Annotated in this window: 24 protein-coding genes; 12 read left to right on the forward strand and 12 right to left on the reverse strand. The window is 63.5% G+C overall.

Annotated elements, in window-relative coordinates:
- Positions 1-216 precede the first annotated feature (216 nt).
- From ACFOYU_RS18375 to ACFOYU_RS18390, 4 genes are read left to right on the forward strand one after another with little or no spacing between them, the layout of a single operon-like run.
- The gene (locus ACFOYU_RS18375) at positions 217-1,218 is read left to right on the forward strand and encodes an NAD(P)H-quinone oxidoreductase (RefSeq protein WP_377034719.1); all 1,002 of its coding nucleotides are present in this window, start codon (positions 217-219) and stop codon (positions 1,216-1,218) included.
- Positions 1,215-1,985, forward strand: coding sequence for an SDR family oxidoreductase (locus ACFOYU_RS18380; RefSeq protein ID WP_377034720.1), 771 nt, complete (start codon positions 1,215-1,217; stop codon positions 1,983-1,985). Before ACFOYU_RS18375 ends, ACFOYU_RS18380 begins: the two co-directional genes overlap by 4 nt.
- Positions 1,986-2,011: 26 nt before the next feature.
- Complete coding sequence (locus tag ACFOYU_RS18385) at positions 2,012-2,752, forward strand: SDR family NAD(P)-dependent oxidoreductase (RefSeq protein ID WP_377034721.1); 741 nt, start codon at positions 2,012-2,014, stop codon at positions 2,750-2,752.
- A 34-nt stretch (positions 2,753-2,786) separates the two neighbouring features.
- Positions 2,787-3,506, forward strand: a complete 720-nt coding sequence (locus tag ACFOYU_RS18390) for a FadR/GntR family transcriptional regulator (protein WP_377034722.1) — start codon at positions 2,787-2,789, stop codon at positions 3,504-3,506.
- A 27-nt stretch (positions 3,507-3,533) separates the two neighbouring features.
- Here the strand turns inward: ACFOYU_RS18390 and ACFOYU_RS18395 are convergent, their stop codons facing one another.
- From ACFOYU_RS18395 to ACFOYU_RS18420, 6 genes are read right to left on the reverse strand one after another with little or no spacing between them, the layout of a single operon-like run.
- On the reverse strand, positions 3,534-4,682 hold the full coding sequence (locus ACFOYU_RS18395) for an MFS transporter (RefSeq protein WP_377034723.1): 1,149 nt from the start codon (positions 4,680-4,682) through the stop codon (positions 3,534-3,536).
- Positions 4,679-5,554, reverse strand: a complete 876-nt coding sequence (locus tag ACFOYU_RS18400) for an NAD(P)-dependent oxidoreductase (protein WP_377034724.1) — start codon at positions 5,552-5,554, stop codon at positions 4,679-4,681. The genes ACFOYU_RS18395 and ACFOYU_RS18400 overlap by 4 nt, the downstream gene beginning before the upstream one ends.
- 53 nt (positions 5,555-5,607) lie before the next feature.
- Positions 5,608-6,519 carry an NAD(P)-dependent oxidoreductase gene (locus tag ACFOYU_RS18405; protein WP_377034725.1) on the reverse strand — a complete coding sequence of 304 codons (912 nt, stop codon included), beginning with the start codon at positions 6,517-6,519 and terminating at the stop codon, positions 5,608-5,610.
- 49 nt (positions 6,520-6,568) lie between these two features.
- Positions 6,569-8,056: a tripartite tricarboxylate transporter permease gene (locus tag ACFOYU_RS18410; protein WP_377034726.1), complete on the reverse strand. Its 1,488-nt coding sequence runs from the start codon at positions 8,054-8,056 to the stop codon at positions 6,569-6,571.
- Between the two features lie 12 nt (positions 8,057-8,068).
- Complete coding sequence (locus ACFOYU_RS18415) at positions 8,069-8,545, reverse strand: tripartite tricarboxylate transporter TctB family protein (protein WP_377034727.1); 477 nt, start codon at positions 8,543-8,545, stop codon at positions 8,069-8,071.
- Between the two features lie 9 nt (positions 8,546-8,554).
- The gene (locus tag ACFOYU_RS18420) at positions 8,555-9,517 is read right to left on the reverse strand and encodes a Bug family tripartite tricarboxylate transporter substrate binding protein (protein WP_377034728.1); all 963 of its coding nucleotides are present in this window, start codon (positions 9,515-9,517) and stop codon (positions 8,555-8,557) included.
- Between the two features lie 653 nt (positions 9,518-10,170).
- Between ACFOYU_RS18420 and ACFOYU_RS18425 the strand changes: the two genes are divergently transcribed.
- Entirely contained in the window at positions 10,171-11,100 is a 930-nt protein-coding gene (locus ACFOYU_RS18425; protein WP_377034729.1) for a TRAP transporter substrate-binding protein, read from the forward strand.
- A 9-nt stretch (positions 11,101-11,109) separates the two neighbouring features.
- On the opposite strand, the gene ACFOYU_RS18430 is transcribed toward ACFOYU_RS18425, so the two are convergent.
- On the reverse strand, positions 11,110-11,772 hold the full coding sequence (locus ACFOYU_RS18430) for a FadR/GntR family transcriptional regulator (protein ID WP_377034730.1): 663 nt from the start codon (positions 11,770-11,772) through the stop codon (positions 11,110-11,112).
- 232 nt (positions 11,773-12,004) lie between these two features.
- Between ACFOYU_RS18430 and ACFOYU_RS18435 the strand changes: the two genes are divergently transcribed.
- Complete coding sequence (locus ACFOYU_RS18435) at positions 12,005-12,961, forward strand: cyclase family protein (protein WP_377034731.1); 957 nt, start codon at positions 12,005-12,007, stop codon at positions 12,959-12,961.
- A gap of 36 nt (positions 12,962-12,997) precedes the next feature.
- Here ACFOYU_RS18435 and ACFOYU_RS18440 read toward each other — a convergent pair whose 3' ends face one another.
- Both ACFOYU_RS18440 and ACFOYU_RS18445 read right to left on the reverse strand, forming a co-directional pair.
- Entirely contained in the window at positions 12,998-13,630 is a 633-nt protein-coding gene (locus tag ACFOYU_RS18440) for a LysE family translocator (protein ID WP_377034732.1), read from the reverse strand.
- Positions 13,631-13,729: 99 nt separating this feature from the next.
- Positions 13,730-14,194 (reverse strand): DMT family transporter, encoded by a 465-nt coding sequence (locus ACFOYU_RS18445; protein WP_226742451.1) that lies wholly within the window; start codon positions 14,192-14,194, stop codon positions 13,730-13,732.
- Between the two features lie 254 nt (positions 14,195-14,448).
- Here ACFOYU_RS18445 and ACFOYU_RS18450 point away from each other — a divergent pair, with 254 nt between their 5' ends.
- The 6 genes from ACFOYU_RS18450 (at position 14,449) to ACFOYU_RS18475 (ending at position 20,677) form a co-directional block, all read left to right on the forward strand.
- The gene (locus ACFOYU_RS18450; RefSeq protein ID WP_377034733.1) at positions 14,449-15,438 is read left to right on the forward strand and encodes a Gfo/Idh/MocA family protein; all 990 of its coding nucleotides are present in this window, start codon (positions 14,449-14,451) and stop codon (positions 15,436-15,438) included.
- A 109-nt stretch (positions 15,439-15,547) separates the two neighbouring features.
- The gene (locus ACFOYU_RS18455) at positions 15,548-16,240 is read left to right on the forward strand and encodes a TetR/AcrR family transcriptional regulator (protein ID WP_226742453.1); all 693 of its coding nucleotides are present in this window, start codon (positions 15,548-15,550) and stop codon (positions 16,238-16,240) included.
- A gap of 57 nt (positions 16,241-16,297) precedes the next feature.
- Positions 16,298-17,521 carry an FAD binding domain-containing protein gene (locus ACFOYU_RS18460; RefSeq protein ID WP_377034734.1) on the forward strand — a complete coding sequence of 408 codons (1,224 nt, stop codon included), beginning with the start codon at positions 16,298-16,300 and terminating at the stop codon, positions 17,519-17,521.
- An 89-nt stretch (positions 17,522-17,610) separates the two neighbouring features.
- Positions 17,611-18,498 (forward strand): NAD(P)-dependent oxidoreductase, encoded by an 888-nt coding sequence (locus tag ACFOYU_RS18465; protein ID WP_377034735.1) that lies wholly within the window; start codon positions 17,611-17,613, stop codon positions 18,496-18,498.
- 98 nt (positions 18,499-18,596) lie between these two features.
- The gene (gene hisD, locus ACFOYU_RS18470; protein ID WP_377034736.1) at positions 18,597-19,904 is read left to right on the forward strand and encodes a histidinol dehydrogenase; all 1,308 of its coding nucleotides are present in this window, start codon (positions 18,597-18,599) and stop codon (positions 19,902-19,904) included.
- Positions 19,904-20,677 carry an SDR family NAD(P)-dependent oxidoreductase gene (locus tag ACFOYU_RS18475; RefSeq protein WP_377034747.1) on the forward strand — a complete coding sequence of 258 codons (774 nt, stop codon included), beginning with the start codon at positions 19,904-19,906 and terminating at the stop codon, positions 20,675-20,677. Before hisD ends, ACFOYU_RS18475 begins: the two co-directional genes overlap by 1 nt.
- A gap of 27 nt (positions 20,678-20,704) precedes the next feature.
- Here the strand turns inward: ACFOYU_RS18475 and ACFOYU_RS18480 are convergent, their stop codons facing one another.
- The 3 genes from ACFOYU_RS18480 to ACFOYU_RS18490 all read right to left on the reverse strand — a co-directional run bounded on the left by ACFOYU_RS18480 (position 20,705) and on the right by ACFOYU_RS18490 (position 23,255).
- The gene (locus tag ACFOYU_RS18480) at positions 20,705-21,367 is read right to left on the reverse strand and encodes a glutathione S-transferase family protein (protein ID WP_377034737.1); all 663 of its coding nucleotides are present in this window, start codon (positions 21,365-21,367) and stop codon (positions 20,705-20,707) included.
- Positions 21,364-22,254, reverse strand: a complete 891-nt coding sequence (locus tag ACFOYU_RS18485) for a polysaccharide deacetylase family protein (protein ID WP_377034738.1) — start codon at positions 22,252-22,254, stop codon at positions 21,364-21,366. The genes ACFOYU_RS18480 and ACFOYU_RS18485 overlap by 4 nt, the downstream gene beginning before the upstream one ends.
- A gap of 80 nt (positions 22,255-22,334) precedes the next feature.
- Positions 22,335-23,255: a dihydrodipicolinate synthase family protein gene (locus tag ACFOYU_RS18490; RefSeq protein WP_377034739.1), complete on the reverse strand. Its 921-nt coding sequence runs from the start codon at positions 23,253-23,255 to the stop codon at positions 22,335-22,337.
- Positions 23,256-23,280: the final 25 nt, after the last annotated feature.

The raw sequence follows: 23,280 nt of genomic DNA on the forward strand, positions 1-23,280 counted from the left end.
AGTTTCATCGGTTTCCTCCCTGAAGCCTCTGTCGGGCAGGGCTTCTGTCGAACGGGCGCGGCACGGCGCACCGGCCGGCACGTTCCCGGCACCCGCGATACTGCAGATAACCAAGTTGCCTGACAAGTGGAAAATTGCTACCCGTTTGAAAGTAGGAAGATGGTCGGGCACAACCGACCGCCGCGAAGGCAACTGGTGCAGGAGGAACGACTCACGATGGCAATTCCCGAGACAATGCGGCAGGTCCGCTTCGAAGGGGCTGGCGGCCCTGAGGTCATCCGGCTGGAGAATGCCCCGGTTCCCAGTCCCGGTAAGGGCCAGGTCCTGATCGAAGTGGCTGCGGCCGGGGTAAACCGGCCCGATTGTCTCCAGCGGGCGGGCGGCTACCCTCCCCCGCCTGGCGCAACCGACATTCCCGGCCTCGAAGTCTCGGGCCGAATCGTCGCCCTCGGCGACGGCGTCGAGAGGCTGCAGGTCGGCGAGGAGGTCTGCGCGCTCGTCGCCAGCGGCGGCTATGCGGAGTACTGCGTCGCTGACGAACCGCTCTGTCTCCCGATTCCCGGTCCCCTCTCCTTGCTCGAAGCGGGCGGAATCCCGGAGACGTATTTCACGGTCTACGACAACGTGTTCACCCGTGGCCGGCTCAAGGCGGGCGAGACGCTCCTGGTCCATGGCGGGTCCAGCGGGATCGGCTCGACGGCCATCCAGCTCGCCAAGCAGGCGGGAGCGATCGTCTATGCCACGGCAGGCTCGCAGGAAAAGTGCGATTTCTGCCGGTCGCTCGGTGCGGATGCGGCCATCAACTACCGCAATCAGGATTTCGTCGAGGAGGTTCGCAATCTCACCGACAAGCGGGGCGTGGACGTGGTCCTCGACATGGTCGGCGCCCCTTACATCGCCCGTAATCTCTCTATTCTGGCCCTCGAAGGCAGGTTGGTTCAGATCGCCTTCCTGCAGTCGAGCAAGGCCGAGATCGACTTCACGCCCGTCATGATCCGCCGCCTCACCATTACCGGCTCGACCCTGCGTCCGCGTTCGGTCGAGTTGAAGGCCGCGATTGCCGAGGCGCTGCGCCGGAACGTCTGGCCACTCCTTGAAAAGGGAGCTGTCAGGCCGGTCCTGCATGCTACCTTCCCCCTCGAGGAGGCGCGCGCCGCGCACGAGTTGATGGAATCGAGCGCCCATCAGGGTAAGATCATGCTGGAGATCCGCCGATGAGTTCCCATGCTGGCCGCGTCGCTCTGGTGACCGGAGCCGGACGCGGCATCGGGCGGGCCATGGCGGACGCCCATTCTGCCGCCGGGGCCAAGGTGGCCTATCTCGACCACGATCCCGCTCTCGCGGAAGAGGCGGCGGCCGCCGCCAAGCAGCGCGGCTGCGAGGCCATGGCGCTGTCGGCCGACGTGGCGGACGATCAGGCGGTAGCAGAGGCGTGCCGCCGGGTTTCCGAGACCCTCGGCCCCATCGAGATCCTCGTCAACAATGCCGGCATCTCACCCAAGTCGGGGGCCGACGGAAAACGCTCCCCGGTCTGGGACATGAAGCCCGACGAGTGGCGCCGGGTCATCGACGTCAATCTGACCGGCGGCTTCAACTGCGTGCGGGCTGTGGTGCCCGGGATGCGGGAACTCGGTCGTGGACGCATCGTCAACATCTCGTCGGTCGCGGGCCGGACCTATTGCGACATCGTCGGGGTTCACTATGCCGCGTCCAAGGCAGCCCTGATCGGCTTCACCAAGCACTTGGCCGGAGAACTCGGCCCGGATGGGATCACCATCAACGCCATCGCTCCAGGCCGGATCGACACGCCGCTGATGCGCGGCTCCGCTCCGGAGGCCAATGAGGCGGCGCGTCTTGCGACCCCTCTGCGGCGGCTTGGAAGTCCGGAGGACGTGGCGAGCATGTGCCTCTTCCTGACGTCGGACGGCGCCGCCTTCGTGACCGGTCAGGTCTGCGACGTGGCAGGCGGCTGGCTGATGACGTGACAAGCGGAATGGATCGAAGCGGAACGATGTTCGACTTCTCGCAAAAGACCCTGTTCCTCACCGGAGCCAATGGCAGCATCAGCCGTGCCATTGCGAGGATCTTTTTCGGCCTGGGCGCCAATTGCGTCCTGACCGATCTGGACGAGTCCGGAATCCAGACCTTCGCGAACGACCTCGACCCCTCGGGCGAACGCGCCCTCGGTCTGCGGCAGGACGCAGCCAGCTCGGCGGATGCGGAAAACGCCGTGGCTCTCGCCAGCGACCGTTTCGGCAAGGTCGACTTCGTCGTGACCGGAGCAGGCCTCTACCGCGATCAGATGATCGCGGACATGACGGACGAGCAGTGGCGCCAGTCGATCGACATCAATCTGAGCGGCGTCTTCTATACGTGTCGCGCCGCCATCCCGGTTCTCGCGGACGGCGGCGCCATCGTGAACATTGCCTCCATGGCCGGCCACAGGGGCAGCTACAAGCACGCGCATTACGCGGCGGCGAAGGGCGGAGTGCTCACCTTCTCCCGGTCGCTCGCCCTCGAGCTCGCCCCTCGCATCCGGGTCAATGCGGTCTCGCCCGGTCTCATCGAAGGTCCGATGGTGCAGCCGCTGCTCGATGCGCGCGGGCCCGAGCTGATGGCACAGACGCCGCTCAAGCGCCTCGGCACCCCGGAGGAGGTGGCGCGCCTCGTCACGTTCCTTTGCTCCGACTGGGCCAGCTTCATCACGGGTGAAACGGTGCACGTCAATGGCGGCCTCTACATAGCCAGCTGACGCCGCCAGGACAGCCAACCAAGGACAATCTCCCATGGCACAACATTCACGCGACATCCTTGGCCGAGCCCCCTCCTTGGCAGATACCCTCGCCCTGCGCCTGAGGGACGAGATCGTATCGGGGCGATTGCGTCCCGGCGAACGGCTCGCCACCGAGCAGCAGATTTCCGAGACCTACGGCGTCAGCCGCCCGACCGTCCGTGAGGCGATCGGGCGCCTCAAGCATGACGGGCTCGTCGTGACGCGCCAGGGGGCGGGAGCCTTCGTGGCCGATCCGGGGGCGGTTTCCGTGTTCCGGCTCGACGTTGCGGATTTCACCGACAAGGAGGAGATCCGGAACATCGTCGAACTCCTGATGGCCATCGAAGCCAGCGCCACGGAGCACGCCGCCGCCCGCAGATCCGACAAGGATCTGCGCAACATCCAGGCGCAGCTCGACGCAATGCAGGCCGCAATCGACCGGGGAGAGCCGGGGGTCGAGGAAGATCTCGCCTTCCACCGGTCGATCATCGAGGCCACCGGAAATCCATTCTTCCGTGATCTGTCCGATTTTCTCGACCGCCGCGTCCGCACCTTCATTCGCACCGCGCGTGCCAACACGGCCCGGCTCGAAGGGCTGACCCAAGCCGTGCAGGCCGAGCATCAGGCGATCTTCGACGCCATTGCGCGTCAGGATGCATCCGGCGCCCGGCTGGCCGCCGAGACACACCTGAAGAACGCGGCGGGCCGGCTTGCGCTTTATCTGAAGCCGTAGCCAGCCTCGACAGGCCCGACATTCTGCTTATTCCTTGGAGAGGATCCAGGGGGCGAGGACGCCGACGCCGGCGACCAGAGCGCCCATCAGCGTCAGGACGACGGGAATCGGGAGAAACGAAAGAGCCCCGCCGACCACGAGAGGCCCGATTCCCTGGGCCGCAAATATGCAGAAGGCGAACAGGGAGATCGCCGAGCCGCTCGCTCCCGGCGCCAGCTCGGCCGCATGGGTCTGGAACTTGTTGTGGAGCATGAAATAGGCGAACCCCAGCAGCGTGAACGACGCGATGTTCCAGGTCCAGGGCAGTGGAAACGCGAAGGCGATGAGCGCCGCGCCGCTGCCGAGTCCCCCGGCCCAGCTCATCCACCGAGGCCCGAGCAGGCCGATGACCCTCCGCACCGTGAGCGCATAGAGCACTCCGCCCAACCCGAACCCTCCCAGCACAAGTCCTGCCTCATAGGTGCCCGTGCCGAAGCGTTCGAAGAGGATGGCGGCAACGAACGGGAAGAGCCCGTAAGCCGCGACGGCGCCGAGGATCACCAGGCAGAACAGGAAGACGGCTCTCCGGCTCGAAAGGATCTTTCCGTGCTGACGGAAGATAGAACCTCGCGAGAGGCCCTCCCCGACCCGCGGGCTGTGCGGGAGGACCATGAAGGCGACCGTGATTGCCGCCGCCATGAGCGCGCTCGTCAGCAGAAACACGGCTCGCCAGCCGAAGAGTTCCGACACCACGCCGGATACGGCAGCCCCGAGCATCTGACCGAGAATCGAGGCAACGAGGAAGCGGCCGAGCGCCACCTGGCGTTCCGCGACGCTGACGCTGTCGCTCAGGGCGGCGATGGCGACGGGAATGATGCCGCCCGCGGCAAAACCCGAGATGCCTCGCACGACGGCAAGGAACGGGAATGCCGGAGCCAGGGCGCAGGCGAGAAAGAGAACCGATACGATCGCTCCGCACAGGACGATCAGCCGTGTCTTGCCGATGGCATCGGCGAGAGGGCCGAGGATCGGCTGGCCGAGAGCGTAGGAGAAGGCAAAGGCCGTCACGAGCAGGGAGGTCGCACCGAGGGAGACCGCGAACTCTGCGGACAGGAGCGGCACCATCGGGTCCACGATCCTGATGCCGAACCCACTGGCGAAGGCACATGCTCCCAGAACCGGCGCGAGCCCTTTCATCGTGCGTGACGCCTGCGCACTTCTCGGATGACGGCGGAATTGTCCCAATCCCCCTCCCCGTTCTCGATGCAGCCCTCCAGAAGGCCCATGAGAATTTCGGCCATGGGCAGATGCTGGCCCACGCGCCCGGCTTCGGAGAGGATCAGGCCGAAATCCTTGCGGCTCTGGACGATCCGCCCCTGCGGCGCGAAATCGCCCTTGATCATTTTCGCGCCCTTGACGTCCATGATCTGGGAGTAGGCGGCGGATTGCTTCGCAATGGCGAGGAAGGCGGCGGGATCGAGTCCGATCCGCTCCGCGAAGACCAGCGACTCCGCGAGCGCGGCCCGATTCAGCCCCAGGGCGAGGTTGATCGCGAGCTTGGCCCTGCTCGCATCGCCCGCAGGCCCGACATAGACGTGGCGGGGATAGATCGCCTCGATGACGTCCGCGCATCTTGCAGCCTCGTCCCGGTCTCCGGCGACCAATCCGAGGCCCTCGCCCTTGGCAACCTGTCCGCTGCTTCCCGACACGGGAGTGTCGAGAAAAACCATTCCCCGCGAGGCGCAGCGGGAGGCGAGCGAAGCAATCCGTTCTGGGTCGCAGGTCGCGGTGCAAAGGACGGCCGGCGGCCGTTCTGCTCCGGCGAGACCATTCTCGCCCTCCACGACCTGCTCGACCTGATCGACCGTCAGCACGGCGATGAGCACGACATCGCATGAGTGCCCCACATCGGCGACGGATGCCGCGGTGCGTCCGCCCCTCGCTTCCAATTCATCGCATTTCGACCGGTCGAGATCGAAACCCAGAACGTCGAGACCTGCACCGATCAGGCGCTGGGCAAGAGCGCTGCCCATGAGGCCGAGACCGATCAGGCCAACCTTTCGCGCCATCGCACACCCCTTCCGTCGAAAGCAGCGGTCATGGAACCGCCGGAGACGAGCCATCACGCCACGGGTTCCGTGCCGCTCTCCTCCACGAGGAGGCTGTCGAGAGCCCTGTAGAGCGTGGTGAAATCCTGATCTCCCATGCCGTGCTCCAGGGCTCGCGCCAGGAGACGCGCGGTGAGCGGGCCATAGGCCGCCGGTAGACCGACTTCCTGCTCCAACTCCACCGCCATCGCCAGATCCTTGGCGAGATTCGTAACGGCCGAGCGGCCGTCGAAGGTGCCCGAGAGGATGTGGTTGGGGAAACGCGCCTCGCTGATGAAGCTCCGGGCGTTTCCGGCGTTGATGACGGCCACGGCGTCCGCCAGTTCGATCCCCGCGGCTTCGGCCACGCGACAGCCTTCGCTCGTTGCCAGGAAGATGGTGTGGCAGATCATGTTGTGAACAAGCTTCATCGTATGGCCGGCGCCGGTGGGGCCGAGATGAAAGATCCGCGTGGCGATGCGGTCCAGCACCGGACGCACATGGGCAAGCGGCTCATCCGGCCCGCCGACCATCAATGTCAGGCGACCTGCATCCGCCGCCTGAGCGCCGCCCGTCATGCCTGCATCGAGATAGGCCCTGCCGCGACCGGCCACGAGACCCGCCAGCTTCTTGGTCTCTCCCGGGCGCGAGGTGGTGAGGTCGACGAGCACCTGACCGGGTCCGTCGACGGCGAGAATGCCCTCGGAGCCGCTCAGGCACTCCTCGATCTCGGCACTGCCTGGAAGCACGAACAATATGAACGTGCACCTTTGTGCAATCTGGGCAGGAGGAGCAATCGCGACATCGTCGGAGAGCCCCGCTCTTCCCCGCGCGGTCTCGCTTACATCCCAGGCGCCGCCGAGCAGCCCTGCCTCGTCGAGGCGCCTTGCGATTCCGGTGCCCATTCGTCCCAGACCGATGACGCCGACGTTCCGTTCCGAGGTCATGAGCGGTCCTTGCGATTCAGGGGCACGATGGATGGCTCTTTGGCTGTGTTCATGCGGGTTTCGTCGTTCCGCCGCGCACAAGGCCGAGCAGCGGCGTCAGGGCGACGAGAGCCGCGACGGCAAGGAGACCGGCCGAGAGAGGCTTCTCGATGAAGATCAGCGGGTCGCCCGCCGAACTGATCATCGCCTGTTGGAGCGAACGTTCGAGGATGGGACCCAGGATCATCGCCAGGATCAACGGAGCTGCCGGGAATCCGCCCTTGCGCAGGAGATAGCCGAAGACCCCGAAGGCGATCATGACGCCGACATCGAACGTGGAATTGTTGACGCTGTAGGCGCCCACGATGCAGATCACCACCACGACCAGCGAGAGAATGCTGTAGGGCACCCGAAGCAGCTTCACCCACAGGCCGACCAACGGAAGGTTGAGGGCTAGAAGCATGAAGTTGCCCAGATACATGGATGCAATCGCCCCCCAGAAAATGTCCGGGTGTTCCTGGATCAACTGCGGTCCCGGCCTGATGCCGTGGATCATGAGCGCGACCAGGATCATCGCGATGGAGGCGTTGCCGGGAATCCCCAGTGTCAGGAGTGGGATGAAGGACGATACGGAGGCTGCGTTGTTCGCCGACTCGGGAGCGGCCACGCCCTCGATGGCTCCATGGCCGAACTGCTCGGGGTGCTTCGAGATCTTCTTCTCCACCGCATAGGACACGAAGGAGCTTATGATCGCTCCCCCGCCGGGGAGGACGCCGATGAAGAACCCGAACAGCGATCCCCGGGCAATCGGTGCCCAGCTCCGCTTCCAATCCTCCCGCGTCGGCAGGATGTTCTTGATGCCGGTCTTGAGGGCGGCGGGCTGCTCGGGCGCCTCCAGATTGCTCAGTACCTCGGCGATGCCGAACAGCCCCATCGCGACGACGACGAAATCCAGTCCGTCCGTGAGGTTCGGCAGACCGAACGTGAAGCGCTCGGCTCCCAGGACCGGATCGAGGCCGACGGTCCCGAGGAGCAGGCCCAGAACTCCCATCATCAAGCCCTTGAGGGCTGAGCCGCCAGACAGGTAGACCGCCATGGTGAGGCCCAGGAGCACCAGGGAGAAGTATTCAGCAGGTCCGAACCGAAGGGCGAACTCGGCCAGGATGGGGCTGATCAGGGACAGGCCAATGACGCCGAGCGTGCCGGCGATGAAGGATCCGATGGCCGCGACCCCGAGTGCAGCGCCGGCCCGTCCGCTGCGGGTCATCCGGTATCCGTCGAGGCACGTGACGACCGATCCCGCCTCACCCGGGATGTTCAGGAGAATCGACGTGGTGGAGCCGCCGTACATGGCTCCATAGAAGATGCCGGCCAACATGATGACCGCCGATACGGGCTCCATGCCATAGGTCAGCGGCAGCAGCATGGCGATGGTGGCAGGCGGCCCGAGCCCCGGCAATACGCCGATTGCCGTCCCGAGAACGGCACCGAAACCGGCATAAGCCAAGTTCCAGGGAGAAAGGGCGACGGCAAATCCGCTGGCGAGGTTTTCCAACATTGTCCGAGGTCCCTATGGGCCGAAAACAGCGCCCAGGATTCCCTCGGGCAGAGGAACGTCCAGGACCCGGTCGAACAGGAGATAGCTGCCCGCCGCCAGGACGACGACCGTCAGGATAGATCCCCATCCGAGCCTCACCCCAAGGATCAGGAGCAGGACGGCGGCGAGCAATGCCGTGGCAAGCACGTAGCCCAACGGGTCGAGGAGAGCCACGAACGCAACGAAGCCCAGGATGGCCAGAACAGGACGCCTCGTCTCGACGAAAGGCTCCCCGCCCGAGCTGCGTCCCCGGAAATCCTGAAAAATGAGCAGGGCGGACAGGATCGTGAGACCCAGTCCGCCCAGGAAGGGAAAGAACCCGGGCTGCGGCTCGCTCGGTGTGCCGATCTCAAGCCTGATTGCGCCGGCGATTGCCCCCACGCCCAGCAGGAGGAAGAATCCTCCCGCCACCAGGTCGCCGGACTTCAGACCGCGACGAGCCTCAGCCATGGCCATCCCTTACTTCTTCAGCGAGGAGCCGAGCTCCTTGTGAAGATTGAACTCGGTCCGCCATACCTTCCCGAATTCGTCCGGACCCAGATACTGGATGCGGTCGCCGAAGGACTTGATCATGGCCTGGACCGTCTTGTCCTCGGTCATCTTCTTGCAGGCATCCGCAAGCTTCTCGATGATCGGACGCGGCGTTCCCTTCGGAGCGAGCATCCCGCGCCACAGGTAGTAGACGACATCGACCCCCTCCTCCTTGGCCGTGGGAACGTCCGGGAGGTTCGGGTCGCGCTCGTCGTCCAGAACCGCGAGGGGACGGAGCTTGCCGGACTGGATGTAGCTCATGAAGGTGGTCGTGGGATTGATCGCCACGTCCACGTGTCCGCCCAGGAGCGCCAGGGTCGACGGACCGCCGCCGTCATGGGGAACGTTTCGGCTCTCGATGCCGGTAATCTGGGAAATCTGCTTCCAGGTCAGATCCGCCTGGCTCCACGGACCTGCATTGCCGAACACGAGCTTGCCCGGATTCTCCTTGGCCCAGGCGATCATTTCCTTGAAGGTCTTGTAGGGAGCGTCGGGCTTCGTGGCCACCATGACGGGGCTGTAGTTGATACGGCAGATGGGATCGAGATCGTCTGGTCCCTTGGAACGGCCTTCGACCGCTGGGAGCGTCGTGCTCCAGTTGGGGCCGCCGAACAGGAGGGTATAGCCATCCGCCGGAGCCCTGGCGACCTGATCCGACCCGATCGCCCCGCCTCCGCCCGGCTTGAGCTGGATGATGATCGGCTGACCGAGATACTCGCTCGCGACGCTGGTCACGGCTCGCGCGGTCATGTCATGGGACCCGCCGGCGCCGGCCGGAATGATCAGGGTTATGGGTTTCGTGGGGAATTCCTGGGCCTGTACTGCCCCAAAGCCGAGGATGCCCGCAAGGGCACAGGTAATGGCGACGGTTCGCGCGCTTCGCATGGTCATCGTACTTCCTCCTCTGTCGTTCTTCGTTAGGGGGAACCCCTTCTCCGTGGTCTGCATGGAGGCTCGATTGCCAATTGGCGTCTTGGCGGGAGGAGAGTTTTTACGGCGGAGTGATCGACCCTCTGCTTTCGATCCTCGCCCTTCTTGTGACCGTCCTCCACTTCTCGCGAAGCCGTCCAGACCGCTCAGCCGCGGCCGGAGGCGCTTTCAGAGCTCGCAAGGCGGGCTCCTGTCATTGCCTGCGGCTGCAACTGACCTAAGGAAAGATTGCGCCGCGCTTTTACCGGTTGTCAATTGGTTGAAAAGAGTTCGGCCTGAGGGGCGACCTTGATGTCTTGGCACGACACTCACCCTCAATCCGTGAATGCATGAGGGTGAGAACCAGCCGCGCGAACCGCGGCTCCGGATTATTTCCTTATAAACAAAGACTTGTGAGGAAGATCTGTGCGGCCGCTGTCGAAAACGTCGAGTGTCGCAATTAGAATTTCGTATGGCCGCCAATCGCAATAATAATGGCTGTTAAATCCATGCTGCCAGGTTCGGGGGATCGCTCGGCCTATAATGAAGGGCCGAGATTCTCGCCGCGCCGGACCAAGAGCTTAAACTGGTTGAAAATTGGTCCTATCCTTTTTGCCAAAGCCAGGGAAAGAGCCATGCATCTTCGTCTTTCAGGCTACCAAGGCGCCTCGTCGGTTCACACGAGAGGCCTTCATTATCTCGCGAGCCGCCTCTCGGCGGCAGGATCGGAGGTCGAGATCGTCGAGGATGTCACTGCATCAGGGGGCACGGCGAAGGCCTTGTTCGAGCATGTGGAGCAGGAAGAGGCCCATATCTGCTACATGGCTTCGGGTTACCTGACCGCGCGCGTTCCGTCGCTCGCGGTTCTCGATCTGCCTCTGACGGTGAGCGACAGGTTGAAGGCTCACCGGGCGCTCGACGAGAAGGCCGGGCGCCTCCTTGCCGAAGACGTGGAGCGAATGACCGGCCTCCACGTTCTCGGGTTCTGGGACAACGGCATGCGCCATATCTCGAACAGATCGCGGCCTATACGGTCGGCAGAGGATTGCTCAGGCCTCGTCATCCGTACTCTCGACAATCAACTGTACCAGAATACGCTGGCAGCTTTCGGGTTCAAACCTGTCGTCACCGATGTCCGCGACCTCGTAGAGGCCGTCGCGAGCGGTGCCGTGGATGCTCAGGAAAATCCTCTGACGAACACGCTCAATTTCGGGCTGCATGAACACCACCGTTTCCTCAGCATGACCGGGCACATCTTCGGGGTCGCGCTTCTCATTTGTCGCGCCAGTTGGTTTCGGAGCCTGCCCGATCAGGAGGCGAGCGCTCTGACCTCCGCAGCCCGGGCCGCCACTCTGGCACAACGTGGGTTTGCCATCGAGGAAGACCAGACGGCGCTCAGCCGCCTGCGGGCCCAGGGCGTGCAGGTAGTCGAGCGACAGGACCTCGACATGCGGAGCTTCGAGACGGCGGCTGCGCCGCTCATATCCAACGTTCTGGCAACCATCGACGAACATCTTGCTCTTGCCTATCTGGGCGAGAGCCGGGTCCTTTCGGTTCCGGAGTGACGGGTGCCGTTAATCGTCCAGCATGGTCGATGCCGTACTGTTGAGATGGCGTCGCATCGCGTCGGCGGCCCCTCTGCGGTCGCGGCTGGCGATCGCCTCGACGATGGCATCATGCTCATCGAAGGAATGATAGTCCGGTGAGGGGCCTATCGGTCGCTTGGCCAAGTGCCCCCAGACGACGGCTCTGCGCACTCCGTTGACGAGACGCTGAATCTCGAGAAGCAAATTGTTGCCGCTGGCCTCCGCCAGCAGGTTGTGAAAGCGCCAGTCGAGGTGCTCATACTCGCCCCAGGTTTTTGCATGGCGCATCTGGAGACAGAGTTCCTTCATCTCTCCGATCTGCGCGGATGTCGCCTTCAGTGCGGCGAGGCGCGCGATTTCCGGCTCCACGATGATTCTCGCCTGCATCGCCTCGGGCGGACTCGTGCGGTGAGCGATGATGGCTGCATCCGTGGGAACATCGGCCGGATCTTCTTTCGCGAGGAAGGTTCCCTTGCCGACATGCCGCCGCAAGCGCCCCTCCCCCTCCATCACAGCGAGAGCCTTGCGCAGTTCCGCACGCTTTACGCCGAACCGGTCGGCGAGTTCCCGCTCGGGCGGCAGCCTGCCGTCTTCGGGCAACTGCGCATCCGAGAGCCAGGCTCGGAGTTGCCCAAGGGTCGTTTCGTCCACTCGCATCTGTCTCAAACACTCCATTCCGGACGAGACTAGGGATAGTGGCCAAATTGGTCAACCAATTCCGGGACAGAGACACCAGTTTACGGCTCGATCGAACGGGACTCCTCTCAACAAAAGGCCGGTGTGGAGATCTCCGTGAACGGAGCAATCCTGACCGTACTGTCTCGTTGACAGCTCCCCGCTTTAGTTTTTCAATCGATAATTAGAAGTCTGCGGGAGGATGCATATGACGAAGCCTGTGAACAGGGCTGCCATTTACGAGGCTGCCGAGAAACTCTCGAACTGGGGGCGCTGGGGCGAGGACGACCAGATCGGAACCTTGAACAACGTCTCGCCGGAAGACGTGGTGGCCGCCGCGAAGCTGATCCGCAAGGGCAAGACCTTTGCCCTGGGCCTGTCGCTCAAGGAGCCCATCCAGTCCGGCCTCTTCGGAGGGCGCTGGAACCCGATCCACACCATGCTTGCCACGGGCACGGATGCGGAGGCCGGAAACCAGGACGAGCCATTCCCCTATCTGCGCTACGCCGACGATGCGATCAGCATGCCCTGCCAGGCATCGACCCAGTGGGATGCCCTGTGCCACATCTTCCTCGACGACAAGATGTACAACGGCTACGACGCAAAGCTCGTCGATGCGCGCGGAGCCCGCAAGCTCGGAATCGAGCAGGTGCGAGACAAGATGGTCGGGCGCGGTGTGCTGCTCGATGTCGCCCGATGGAAGGGCGTCGACTCGCTCGATGACGGATACGGCATCACGAATGCGGATCTCGACGGGTGTGCCAAGGCTCAAGGCGTTGAAATCCGCAAGGGAGATTTCGTCATCGTCCGCACAGGCCATCAGGAACGCTGCCTCGCCAAGGGCGACTGGTCGGGCTATGCGGGCGGCGATGCGCCCGGCCTTGCCTTCGAGACCTGCTACTGGATCCGCGAGAAGGACATCGCGGCGATCTGCTCCGATACCTGGGGCTGCGAAGTTCGCCCCAACGAAACCAACGAGGCGAACCAGCCCTGGCACTGGGTCGTCATTCCGGCCATCGGCATTTCGATGGGCGAGATCTTCTATGTGAAGGAACTGGCCGAGGATTGCGCGGCCGACGGCGTCTACGAGTTCTTCTTTGCGGCGCCGCCTCTCCACCTTCCCGGAGGGGCCGGATCGCCGATCAATCCTCAGGCCATCAAGTGAGCCACGGCAGGTAGAGACGTCTTTGAAGGTGGGGCGTCAGCGCCTCGCCTCCGTCGCCATCCGGAGCGCCAAACCGGCCAGAACGGTCGCCGTGAGCCACCGTTGGATGCCGAGCCATGTGGGATGGCCGGCGAGGAACGCCGCCAGCGAGCCCGCAGTGATGGCAATGAGAGCGTTCACGGACACGCTGATGCCGATCTGTACGCCCCCGAGCACGAGAGACTGAGACAGGATGCTGCCGTTCTCCGGTTGGATGAACTGCGGCAGCAGCGACAGATACATGACCGCAATCTTCGGATTGAGGAGATTCGTGACGAATCCCATCGCGAGCAGTCGGCCCGGGGGATCCTTCGGCAGGTCCCGAACTTCGAAGGGCGAGCGCCCGCCGGGCCGGATAGCCTGCCAGGCAAGATACAGCAGATAGAGGGCCCCGCCCAACCGAAGTACGTCGTAGGCATAGGGAACCGCGATGACTACGGCCGTGATGCCGAATGCGGCACACAGCATGTAGAACACGAATCCCAAGGCGACGCCGCAGAGAGAGATCAGCCCCGCTGCGGGCCCCTGGCAGATCGAGCGAGAAACCAGATAGATCATGTTAGGGCCGGGCGTCAGCACCATGCCGAGCGCCACCAGCGCGAATGCGAGAAGGCTGGAGCTTTCAGGCATGGACCCACTTCCCCGGTGAACCGCAATGTGCGGCCTCAGACGGCGGGAAATCTTATGCCTCTCTCACGGAGGCGCAAGGCCGGGATGCAGTCCCGTGCCCTACTCTCCAAGATGAAAGGTGACCGCGCCTGCGAGGACCAGCCCCATCGCCAGGATCTTCATCGGACTGATGGTGGTTTCCCGCAGCCCCCACAGCCCGAAGCCGTCCGCGGTGATGGCGCCGATCATCTGACCGAGGATGACGGAGAGAAGGAATAGAACGCTTCCTGTCTTTGGAACGACGAGCAGGCTGCCGACCACGAAGACCGCGCCGGTGATCCCTCCGATCCATGTCCACCAGGGAGCGGCGCCCACTTGGCTCCAGTCGGGCCTTTCGCGGACGGTGAAGATCGCGAAGGCAAGAACGAGCACGACGCTCATCGAGATCGACAGGAGCGCTGCGAGAGCCGGAGAGCCGAGACGGCGCGCCGCCTCTGCGTTCACCGGACCTTGCCAGGTGAGGAAAACCCCAAGCACCACGCAAACGAGGATCAGGGGAATCTTTGCAAGCAATCCGTCAACCATCGCATAGGTCCCGGCCCAACAAGGAAGCCAAGTCGTTCGGCTTTATTTTTCAATTGATAAATGCACTATTTTTGGTATTCCGGTCAATGATGGCTTCGTCAACCATCTTAAGAATTGGTCGGATTGGTGAAGGCGATCTGCACCATGCGATGTTCTCCTGGCGATCTCTGCGAATGTGGCAGATGCAGCCGCGCCGCCGACAGCCAGGACTGAAGCCGGCCGGATCGGAAACGCTTACCTTGTGGGGATATGACATGATCAATGCTGCAATCGTCGGCTTGGGCTGGTGGGGGCGCACGATTGCACGCGACCTCAGGCAAAGCGACCTGATCCGGCCGGTTCTCGGCATCGACCCCCTCGAGGGCGGCCGGCAGGTGGCGTCGGAATTCGGTCTGCGGACCTCGGCGAGGTTCGAGGACGCCCTGGAGGATCCGAGCGTCGATGCGGTCATTCTCTGCTCGCCTCACCGCTTCCATGCCGACCAAATCGTGGCGGCGGCAAAAGCCGGCAAGCACATTTTCTGTGAGAAGCCGCTCTCCACAACCGGGGCCGAAGTGGAGCGCGCGATTGCCGCCGTGAAGGCGGCAGGAGTTCAGCTCGGAATCGGGCACGAAAGGCGCTTCGAACCCTCCGTGATCGATCTGCGCAAGCGGTTCGAGGAGGGTGAGTTCGGTACGGCCCTGTTGATGGAGGCCAATTTCAGCCAGGACAAATTCCTAGCGCTGCCGCCGGACAACTGGCGCCTTTCCCCCACCGAGTCGCCGGTCGGCCCCCTGTCGGCCACCGGCATCCATCTGGTAGACCTGTCGATTGCCGTCTTCGGACGTCCGAAGGAGGTCTGGGCTCGCCTCGCGACCAGGGGCAGCTCCTTTGCGAACGGTGATACGCTCGCGATCACGATCGGGTTCGAGAACGGCGCGACCGCCTTGCTGTCCGCCATTCTCGCGACGCCTTTCGTCGGCCGTTTCGCCGTTTATGGGTCGAAGGGCTGGATGGAGATCCGGGACCGGACGCATCCGGAGAACCCCACCGGCTGGGACGTGACCACGATCCATCGCGGGGAGGAGCCGGTGACGGTCTTCGCCCCGCCCCATCCGGCGGTTCGCGACAATCTCGAGAGCTTCGCTCAGGCCGTCATGGGGAAGGCACCCTACCCGGTCCGGCTGGAGGAGATGGAGGCGAACGTGCGAACCTTCGAGGCGATCACGCGCTCGGCCGCAAGCGGGCGAGTAGAGCCGGTTTAAGCCCAGCCGCAGTCGTCGCTGGCGGCAGAAATCTCTTTTCTGCCGGGGCAATCCGTGGCTTCTAGTGATATTGCTGCACGGCGGCAGCGCCTGGGATGACAGACCGATCGTGAAACCTGCCCGTTCAAACGCTTCCGAACCTGATGCCAAGGCCCCAAGGCGACGGCTCTCCCCTGTCGACCGCAGGCAGCAGATTCTCGATGCCGCCATCGCCTATTTTTCGGAGGTGGGCTTCGACGGCGGCACCCGGGCCCTGGCGAAGAAGCTCGGAGTCACCCAACCCCTCATCTATCGCTACTTCCCCTCCAAGGAAGATCTGATCCGCGAGGTCTACAACGAGGTCTACCTGGGCCGCTGGCAAGCCGAGTGGGAGGGATTGATATCCGACCGCCGTCTGCCCCTGCGCGAGCGTCTCGTGACCTTCTATCTCCGTTACACGGAGGTCGTTTTCGCCTCCGAATGGATGCGCATCTATCTGTTCTCCGGCCTTCGGGGGCTGGAGATCAATCAATGGTGGATCACGTTCGTCGAAGAGCGGATCCTCCGTCGGATCTGTGAGGAGATCCGCTTCGGCTATGGCTTACCAGGCTTCGACGTCCTGCCGATCCAGGAAGCGGAAATCGACCTCTATTGGATGTTCCACGGCGGGATCTTCTACTACGGCATGCGCCGGCACGTGTACCAGGCGGCGCCTCACCTCCCACTCCAGGCCTTTCTGGAGCTGAGCGTCGACAGCCTTCTCAAGGGACTTCCGGCCACCATCGGCGCAATCGTCGGCGAACCATCTCCTGCTTCTCCTTGACCTCCCGGCCGTATTTTATTTATCATACGATAAAATACAGCAGAGCGGAGTTTCACGATGCCGACCCAAGCGCCCCGTGCCATCGTCGTCGGCGGCTCCATGGGAGGGTTGTTCGCTGCCCTCTCGCTGCTGCGGGCCGGATGGGACGTGCATGTCTACGAGCGCGTGTCTGTGGAGCTCTCGGGGAGAGGTGCGGGAATCGTCACGCATCCCGAGCTTGTATCGGCTCTGGCCTTGGTAGGACTGCATCCTGGAGAGGATCTCGGGGTCTTCATGGACGAGCGGCGGACGCTCGACAGGAGCGGCAACCTCATCGGCCGGTACCATTGCCCTCAGACAGCGACCTCATGGAACCGCCTCTTTCAGATGCTGCGGGACGCCTTCCCGGCCGGACGCTACCATCTGGGCAAGGAACTTGTCGGCTGTGAGATCCGCACGGACAGCGCCCTCGCCCGTTTCAGCGATGGCAGCACGGTGGAGGCCGAACTCATCGTCGGAGCGGACGGCATCCGCTCCACGGTGCGGCAGCAGTTCCTGCCGGACGTGAAATCCGTCTATGCCGGCTATGTCGCATGGCGCGGTCTCGTGGACGAGGGCGCGCTGACGCCTGCCGCCCATCGCGACCTCTTTCCCTATTTCGCCTTCTGCCTCCCACCGGGAGAGCAGATGCTGGGCTATCCGGTCGCCGGTCCGAACGACGACCTGCGGCCCGGGCACCGGCGCTACAACTTCGTCTGGTATCGCCCGGCGGACGAGGAAACCGAACTCAAACGTCTCCTGACGGATGAGTCCGGGCATACGCATACCGGCTCGATTCCACCTCCTCTGATCTCCCGCAACTCCGTCGAGGAGATGCGTTCTCACAGCGACGAGGTTCTGGCCCCGCAATTCCGCGATCTCGTGCGTGTGACCGAGCAGCCGTTTCTCCAGCCGATCTACGACCTCGAAAGTCCACGCATGGCGTTTTCGCGCGTGGCTCTCGTCGGCGATGCCGCGTTCGTCGCCCGCCCGCATGTCGGCGGCGGTGTTGCGAAAGCATTTGGCGACGCCAGGGCGCTCACGGCTGCCCTCGAAGCGGAACAGGATGTCTCCTCCGCCCTGGAGCGATTCGAGGCGGAAAGGGTCGCCATGGGCCGAAGGATCGTCGATCAGGCACGGCGTCTCGGTTCCTATATGCGGACCCGATTCGACACAGCCGAGGAGCGGGCGCTCGCCGAACGCCACCAAACACCTGCTGCCGTGATGAGCGAAACCGCTCTGCTGAACTTCCTGCGCGACTGACACGAAAAGCGCGGGCGGGAGACCTGTGCCATTCGTTGTCAGACATGGGGAGCAGTGCCATGATCCGCCATAAACCGTGAGGACACGCCATGAAAATTGGGATCGCCGGTCTTGGACGCATGGGCACCGCCATTGCTGAGCGATTGATGGAGGTGGGGCACGATTTGATCGTGTGGAACCGCTCACCCGAGAAGACGAGGCATCTGACCGCGCAAGGTGCCTATGCAGCCGCATCGGCCAGCGAGGTTGGAGAGAAGAGCGACGCCATCATCACGATCCTGACGGATGCCGCAGCCATCGACAGTATCTATCGCAGTCCGGCCGGACTTCTCGCAGCCGATCTCGAGGGAAAGCTCGTCATCGACATGAGCACCGTGCAGCCGGAAACGGAACGACGCCTGGCCGAGGACGTGCGCAAAAGCGGGGCGACCTTCGTCGAATGCCCCGTGGGCGGCACAACCGGCCCCGCCAGAGCGGGCAAGCTCATCGGCCTCATGGGAGGCGCACCCGATGACGTGGCGCGCGCCCGTCCGATCCTTGAGCAGTTGTGCCGACGCCTGGAACATGTCGGGCCGGTGGGGGCCGGAGCGAGCATGAAGCTCGCCATCAACCTGCCCCTGCTGGTCTTCTATCAGGCCCTCGGCGAGGCTTACTCTCTTTGCCGGCATCTGGGGAACGATGCGGAAGCCGTGATGGATCTCTTTTCCGATACTTCAGGGGGTGCGAACGTTCTCAAGGTTCGCGGGCCTGCGATTGCCCGGGCGCTGACGGGCGAGGAATTCATCCCTCCGACCTTCGACGTCAATTCAATCCGCAAGGATCTCCGGACCATGCTGGACGAAGCCAGGACCCAAGGCATCGACCTTCCCCTCGTGGAACGCACGCTTGCCATCTATGACGAAGCCGGACGCTCCGGCTGGGGTGAGAGAGACGGCACGAGCCTTCCCGCCTATTGGGCAAACCGGCACGGCAGCTAAGCTCTCGCACCCGAAAAGCGGATAGCACTGCTTCTTGACATATCGCTCACGGCGATGACCTTATTGATCAAACGCTAGATAAATATCAGGGAGTTCCCATGGCACGCTGGCTTAAACGCGGTCGCGATGCAGAGGCCATCGCCGAGGACGACGCCAAGATCCGCGCCACCGTCGAGGGAATTCTCGACGACATCGCGAGGCGGGGCGATGCCGCCGTAAGGGAGCTGTCGGCGAAGTTCGATCGTTGGGATCGTTCCGACTACAGGTTGACGGATCAGGAAATCCGGGACTGCCTGTCAGAGCTCTCGCAGCGCAATCTCGACGATATCCGCTTTGCGCAGGAGCAGGTCCGAAACTTTGCCGAACACCAGCGGGCTTCGATGAAAGACATGGAGGTCGAGACGCTGCCGGGAGTCATCCTAGGCCACAAGAACATCCCGGTAAATTCCGTCGGCTGCTATGTACCGGGGGGCAAATATCCCCTGCTCGCTTCGGCGCATATGTCGGTCATCACGGCAAAGGTGGCGGGAGTACCCCGCATCATGACCTGTGCCCCGCCCTATCAGGGAAGGCCGGCCCCCGCCATCGTCGCGGCGCAGCACCTTGCCGGCGCCGACGTGATCTACTGCCTCGGCGGCGTTCAGGCGGTGGGTGCCATGGCGCTCGGGACCGAGAGCATCGACCCTGTGGACATGCTCGTCGGTCCCGGCAATGCCTTCGTGGCGGAGGCCAAACGCCAGCTTTACGGGCGCGTGGGAATCGATCTTTTTGCCGGCCCCACCGAGACCCTGGTCATCGCCGATGAAACCGTCGATGCCGAGATGTGTGCGACGGACCTGCTCGGGCAGGCGGAGCACGGTCCGAACTCCCCTGCCATTCTTCTGACCACATCGGAGACGCTGGCGCGTGAGACCATGGCCGAGGTGGAGCGGTTGCTGGGCATCCTGCCGACCGCCGAAATCGCACGGCAGGCCTGGGCCGATTACGGCGCCGTGATCGTCTGCGATTCCGACGAGGAAATGGTGCGCGAGGCCGATGCCATTGCGTCAGAGCACGTGCAGGTCATGACGCGCGACCCGGATTACTTCCTCAACAAAATGACGAATTACGGCGCCCTGTTCCTGGGCCCGCGGACCAATGTGTCCTATGGCGACAAGGTCATCGGCACCAACCACACCCTCCCGACCAAGAAGGCGGCGCGCTATACGGGCGGTCTCTGGGTCGGCAAGTTCCTGAAGACCGTCACCTACCAGAAGGTCATGACGGACGAGGCCTCGGCCATGATCGGGGAGTACTGCTCAAGGCTCTGCATGCTCGAAGGATTTGCGGGCCATGCGGAGCAGGCCAACATCCGCGTGCGCCGCTATGGCGGACGCAACATCCCCTATGCTTCGGCGGCCGAATGATGGCAGCGTCTCCCCTTCCCCATCCTCCGTCCTTTCGCCTGGACGGTAAGCGTGCTCTCGTGACCGGCGCCGGGCGCGGCATCGGTCTGGCCGCAGCGGCGGCACTGGCAGCAGCTGGTGCGCATGTAACGCTCGCTGCGCGCACATCCGAAGAGATCGAAGCCGCGGCGGCGGCCATTCGCGATCAGGGCCAATCGGCCGAAGCTCTTCCGCTCGACATGAACGATCTGAGCGCATTCTCTCGGATCGTCGAAGCAGCGCAGCCCTTCGACATCTTCGTGAACAACGCCGGCACGAACCGGCCGAAACCCTTCACCGAGGTCCCAGTCGAGGATTTCGATGCAGTGATGAACCTCAATGTTCGGGCCGCGTTCTTCGCGGCGCAAGCGGTCGTCAAACGTTTGATCGCCGCCGGACGTGCGGGCTCCATCATCAATGTCTCGTCGCAAATGGGACATGTCGGCGGGGCCAACCGCACCGTCTACTGCACCTCGAAATTCGCCCTCGAAGGCCTTACCAAGGCCATGGCGGTGGAGCTCGGTCCGCACGGCATCCGGGTCAACACCCTTTGCCCGACATTCATCGAAACGCCGATGACGCGCCCCTTCCTGGCGGATCCGAATTTCCGGTCCAGCGTCCTCTCGAAGATCAAGCTGGGACGTCTCGGGCAGGTGGAGGACCTGACCGGCGCCATCGTCTTTCTGGCGAGCGATGCATCGAGCCTGATGACGGGTTCGTCGCTCCTGGTCGATGGCGGATGGACCGCTGACTGAGCGGTTTCGCCGCTGATCCTGCGAGGGCTAGTCACGCCCCCGCAGTGGATCGTAGCTCGTCATGACCGTGGAGCGGTAAGCGGGCCGCTCGCTCAGCCGTGCAAACCACTCCGCAAGCCTTGGAAGATCGGGCCGCGGGATATCCATGGTGAACCAGCGATAAAGGGTGGCCCCAGCCGGGATATCTCCCATCGAGAACGTCTGCCCTCCTAGCCAGGGCGTCTCGGCGAGCCTGGCATCGAGGATCGCATAGATCTGTCCGGCCTCCTCGGCCAGTTTCGAAAGACGCTCCGGGCTGCGCTGCGAAGGGGGCTTGCGCACGGCCTCCCAGAAAAGCGGAATGAATACCGGCGAAAGGGTCGTCTGCATCCAGTCCATCCACTGGTCCGCCACGGCCGCATCGGCCGCACTTGCGGGGTGCAGCATCCCACGGCCATAAACGGCACTGAGATAGCGCACGATGACGTTGGACTCCCAAAGAACGAGATCGCCGTCCTGAAACGTCGGTATCCGACGATTGGGATTCATGGCGCTGTAGGACGCGGAATCGAGGCCGCCATAGGACCCTCCGGCGTCGATGCGCTCCACCTCCAGGCCAAGCTCGGCCAGGGCCCAGAGAACCTTCTGGACATTGACCGAAGTACTGCGGCCCCACAGCTTCATCGCCTCCACGGACGCTGTCTCGCTCATGCGGCTGAACGGCGGTGCCTTGCCATCTCCGCCGTGTACCAATCCCCGATCTCGCTCGCCGTCATCAGCGCCACTCCTTCATGGCCGATCACGTAATCGAGCAACTCCTCCAGATAGCGGATCCGATGCGGGACGCCTGTGATGTAGGGATGCATGGAAATCGCCATCACGCGCGCATTCTCCGCCCCCTCCTGATAGAGCCTGTCGAACTGATCCTTCCCTGTCTTCAGGAACTGTTCGGAGGCGTGCTGCTGAAGGGCGTAGACGACGATGTCGTTGGTCTCGACCGTGTACGGGATCGTGGTGACGGTTCCGTGGGGCGTGGCGATTTCTTGCGGCAGGTCGTCGATGACCCAGTCGGCGACATACTCGATCCCGTGCTCCCGCAGCAGGTCGAGCGTTTCCTCCGTCTCTGTCAGTCCAGGACTTTCCCACGAACGGGGCGGACGCCCCACGAAGGAGGAGATTGCATCGACCGATCTCCTGATCGCGTCCCGTTGGTTCTCGACCTTGTGCATGGGTCCCTGGAGAAATCCATGCCCCATGAATTCGAAACCGGCGTCACGGGCAGCCGCGGCAACCCGTGGGTATGATGTGCAGACATTGCCGTTGATCGCCAGGGTCGTCGGAATGTTGCGCCGGGTCAGCGCCTCGAATTGCCGCCAGAACCCGGCCCGCATGCCGTATTCGTGCCATGACCAGTTCGGAACGTCCGGCAGGAGCGGCTGCCCCATAGGGGGCGGCAGGACCGTTCGCGGCATCGGCTTTTCGATCCGCCATTCCTCCACATTGAGGACGAACCACACCGCGATCCGAGCGCCGTTTGGGAGTTGAAGCGAAGGCCGGTCTACCAGCGCCTGATAGGGAATTCGATCGGTGAACGCCATGACACCCTCCTCTGCTTCAAGATGGAAGAACGAACCTTGGCGGCTTTGCTCCGGCAGGCCGGCTCACTTCCTTTTTCGCGCTATCGAAACTCGGCAGGTGCGAAGGCATGACCTGCATCCTTGAGCTTCGCGAGCAGTTCCGCCGTCTGCGCCTCGGTCAGAGGGGTGAGAGGCGGCCGGAGCGTCGCAAGGCCGGGCTCGGCAAGGATGGTCGAGAGAACGGCCTTGGCGGCTGGGATGAGAGGGTATCCGGAGAAGATGTTGCGCACCTCCGCGACCGGCTTCTGCAATTCGTTCGCCTCTGGCGATTGCCAGTTGTCGATCAGACCGCGAATGGCAGCCGCATTGATGTTGCCTGAAGCCGTGATGCAGCCGGCTGCGCCAAGACGAAGGGCTTTCAGGAGGACGCCTTCCGAGCTCGGGAAGATGCGGAATTCCGGAAATCGGGTGAGCATCGCCTCCGTATTCGCCCAGTCGCCGGAGCTGTCCTTGATGCCAAGGACGGTATCAGGATAGCGCTTGACCAGACGTTCGATGAGGCCGTGCGGGATGCCGACGCCGGTCATCTGCGGGATGTGGTACAACCACAACCCCAGGTCCGACGAGCCGACCCGCTCGATCACCTCGGAGTAGAAGGCGAACAGTCCTTCTTCCGTGACGGGCTTGTAGTAGAAAGGCGGCAGCATCAGAACGCCGCCGCAGCCGAGAGTGACGGCATGTCTCGTCAGTTCCACTGCATCCGGAAGAGCGGATTGCCCGGTGCCGGGGAGCAGGAGTGAGGGATCGATCCCTCCCTCGACCAAACCTTCGAGGAGTTCCATTCGCTCGCCCAGAGAGAGCGAGTTCGCCTCACTGGTCGTGCCGAATACGGCGAGCCCATTCGCGCCCTGAGCCAGCAGCCAGCGGCAGGTCTTCAAGAACAGGCGAGAATCGGGTTCGAGTCGAGCATCGAAGGGGGTGATGGCGGGAACGAGAACTCCCGCGAAAGCGGCTTTAGCCATTGATCTCTGCTTTCAAGCGCACGTT

The organism is Microvirga sp. GCM10011540 (genome assembly GCF_042650665.1).
Taxonomy (GTDB): Bacteria; Pseudomonadota; Alphaproteobacteria; order Rhizobiales; family Beijerinckiaceae; genus Microvirga; species Microvirga lenta.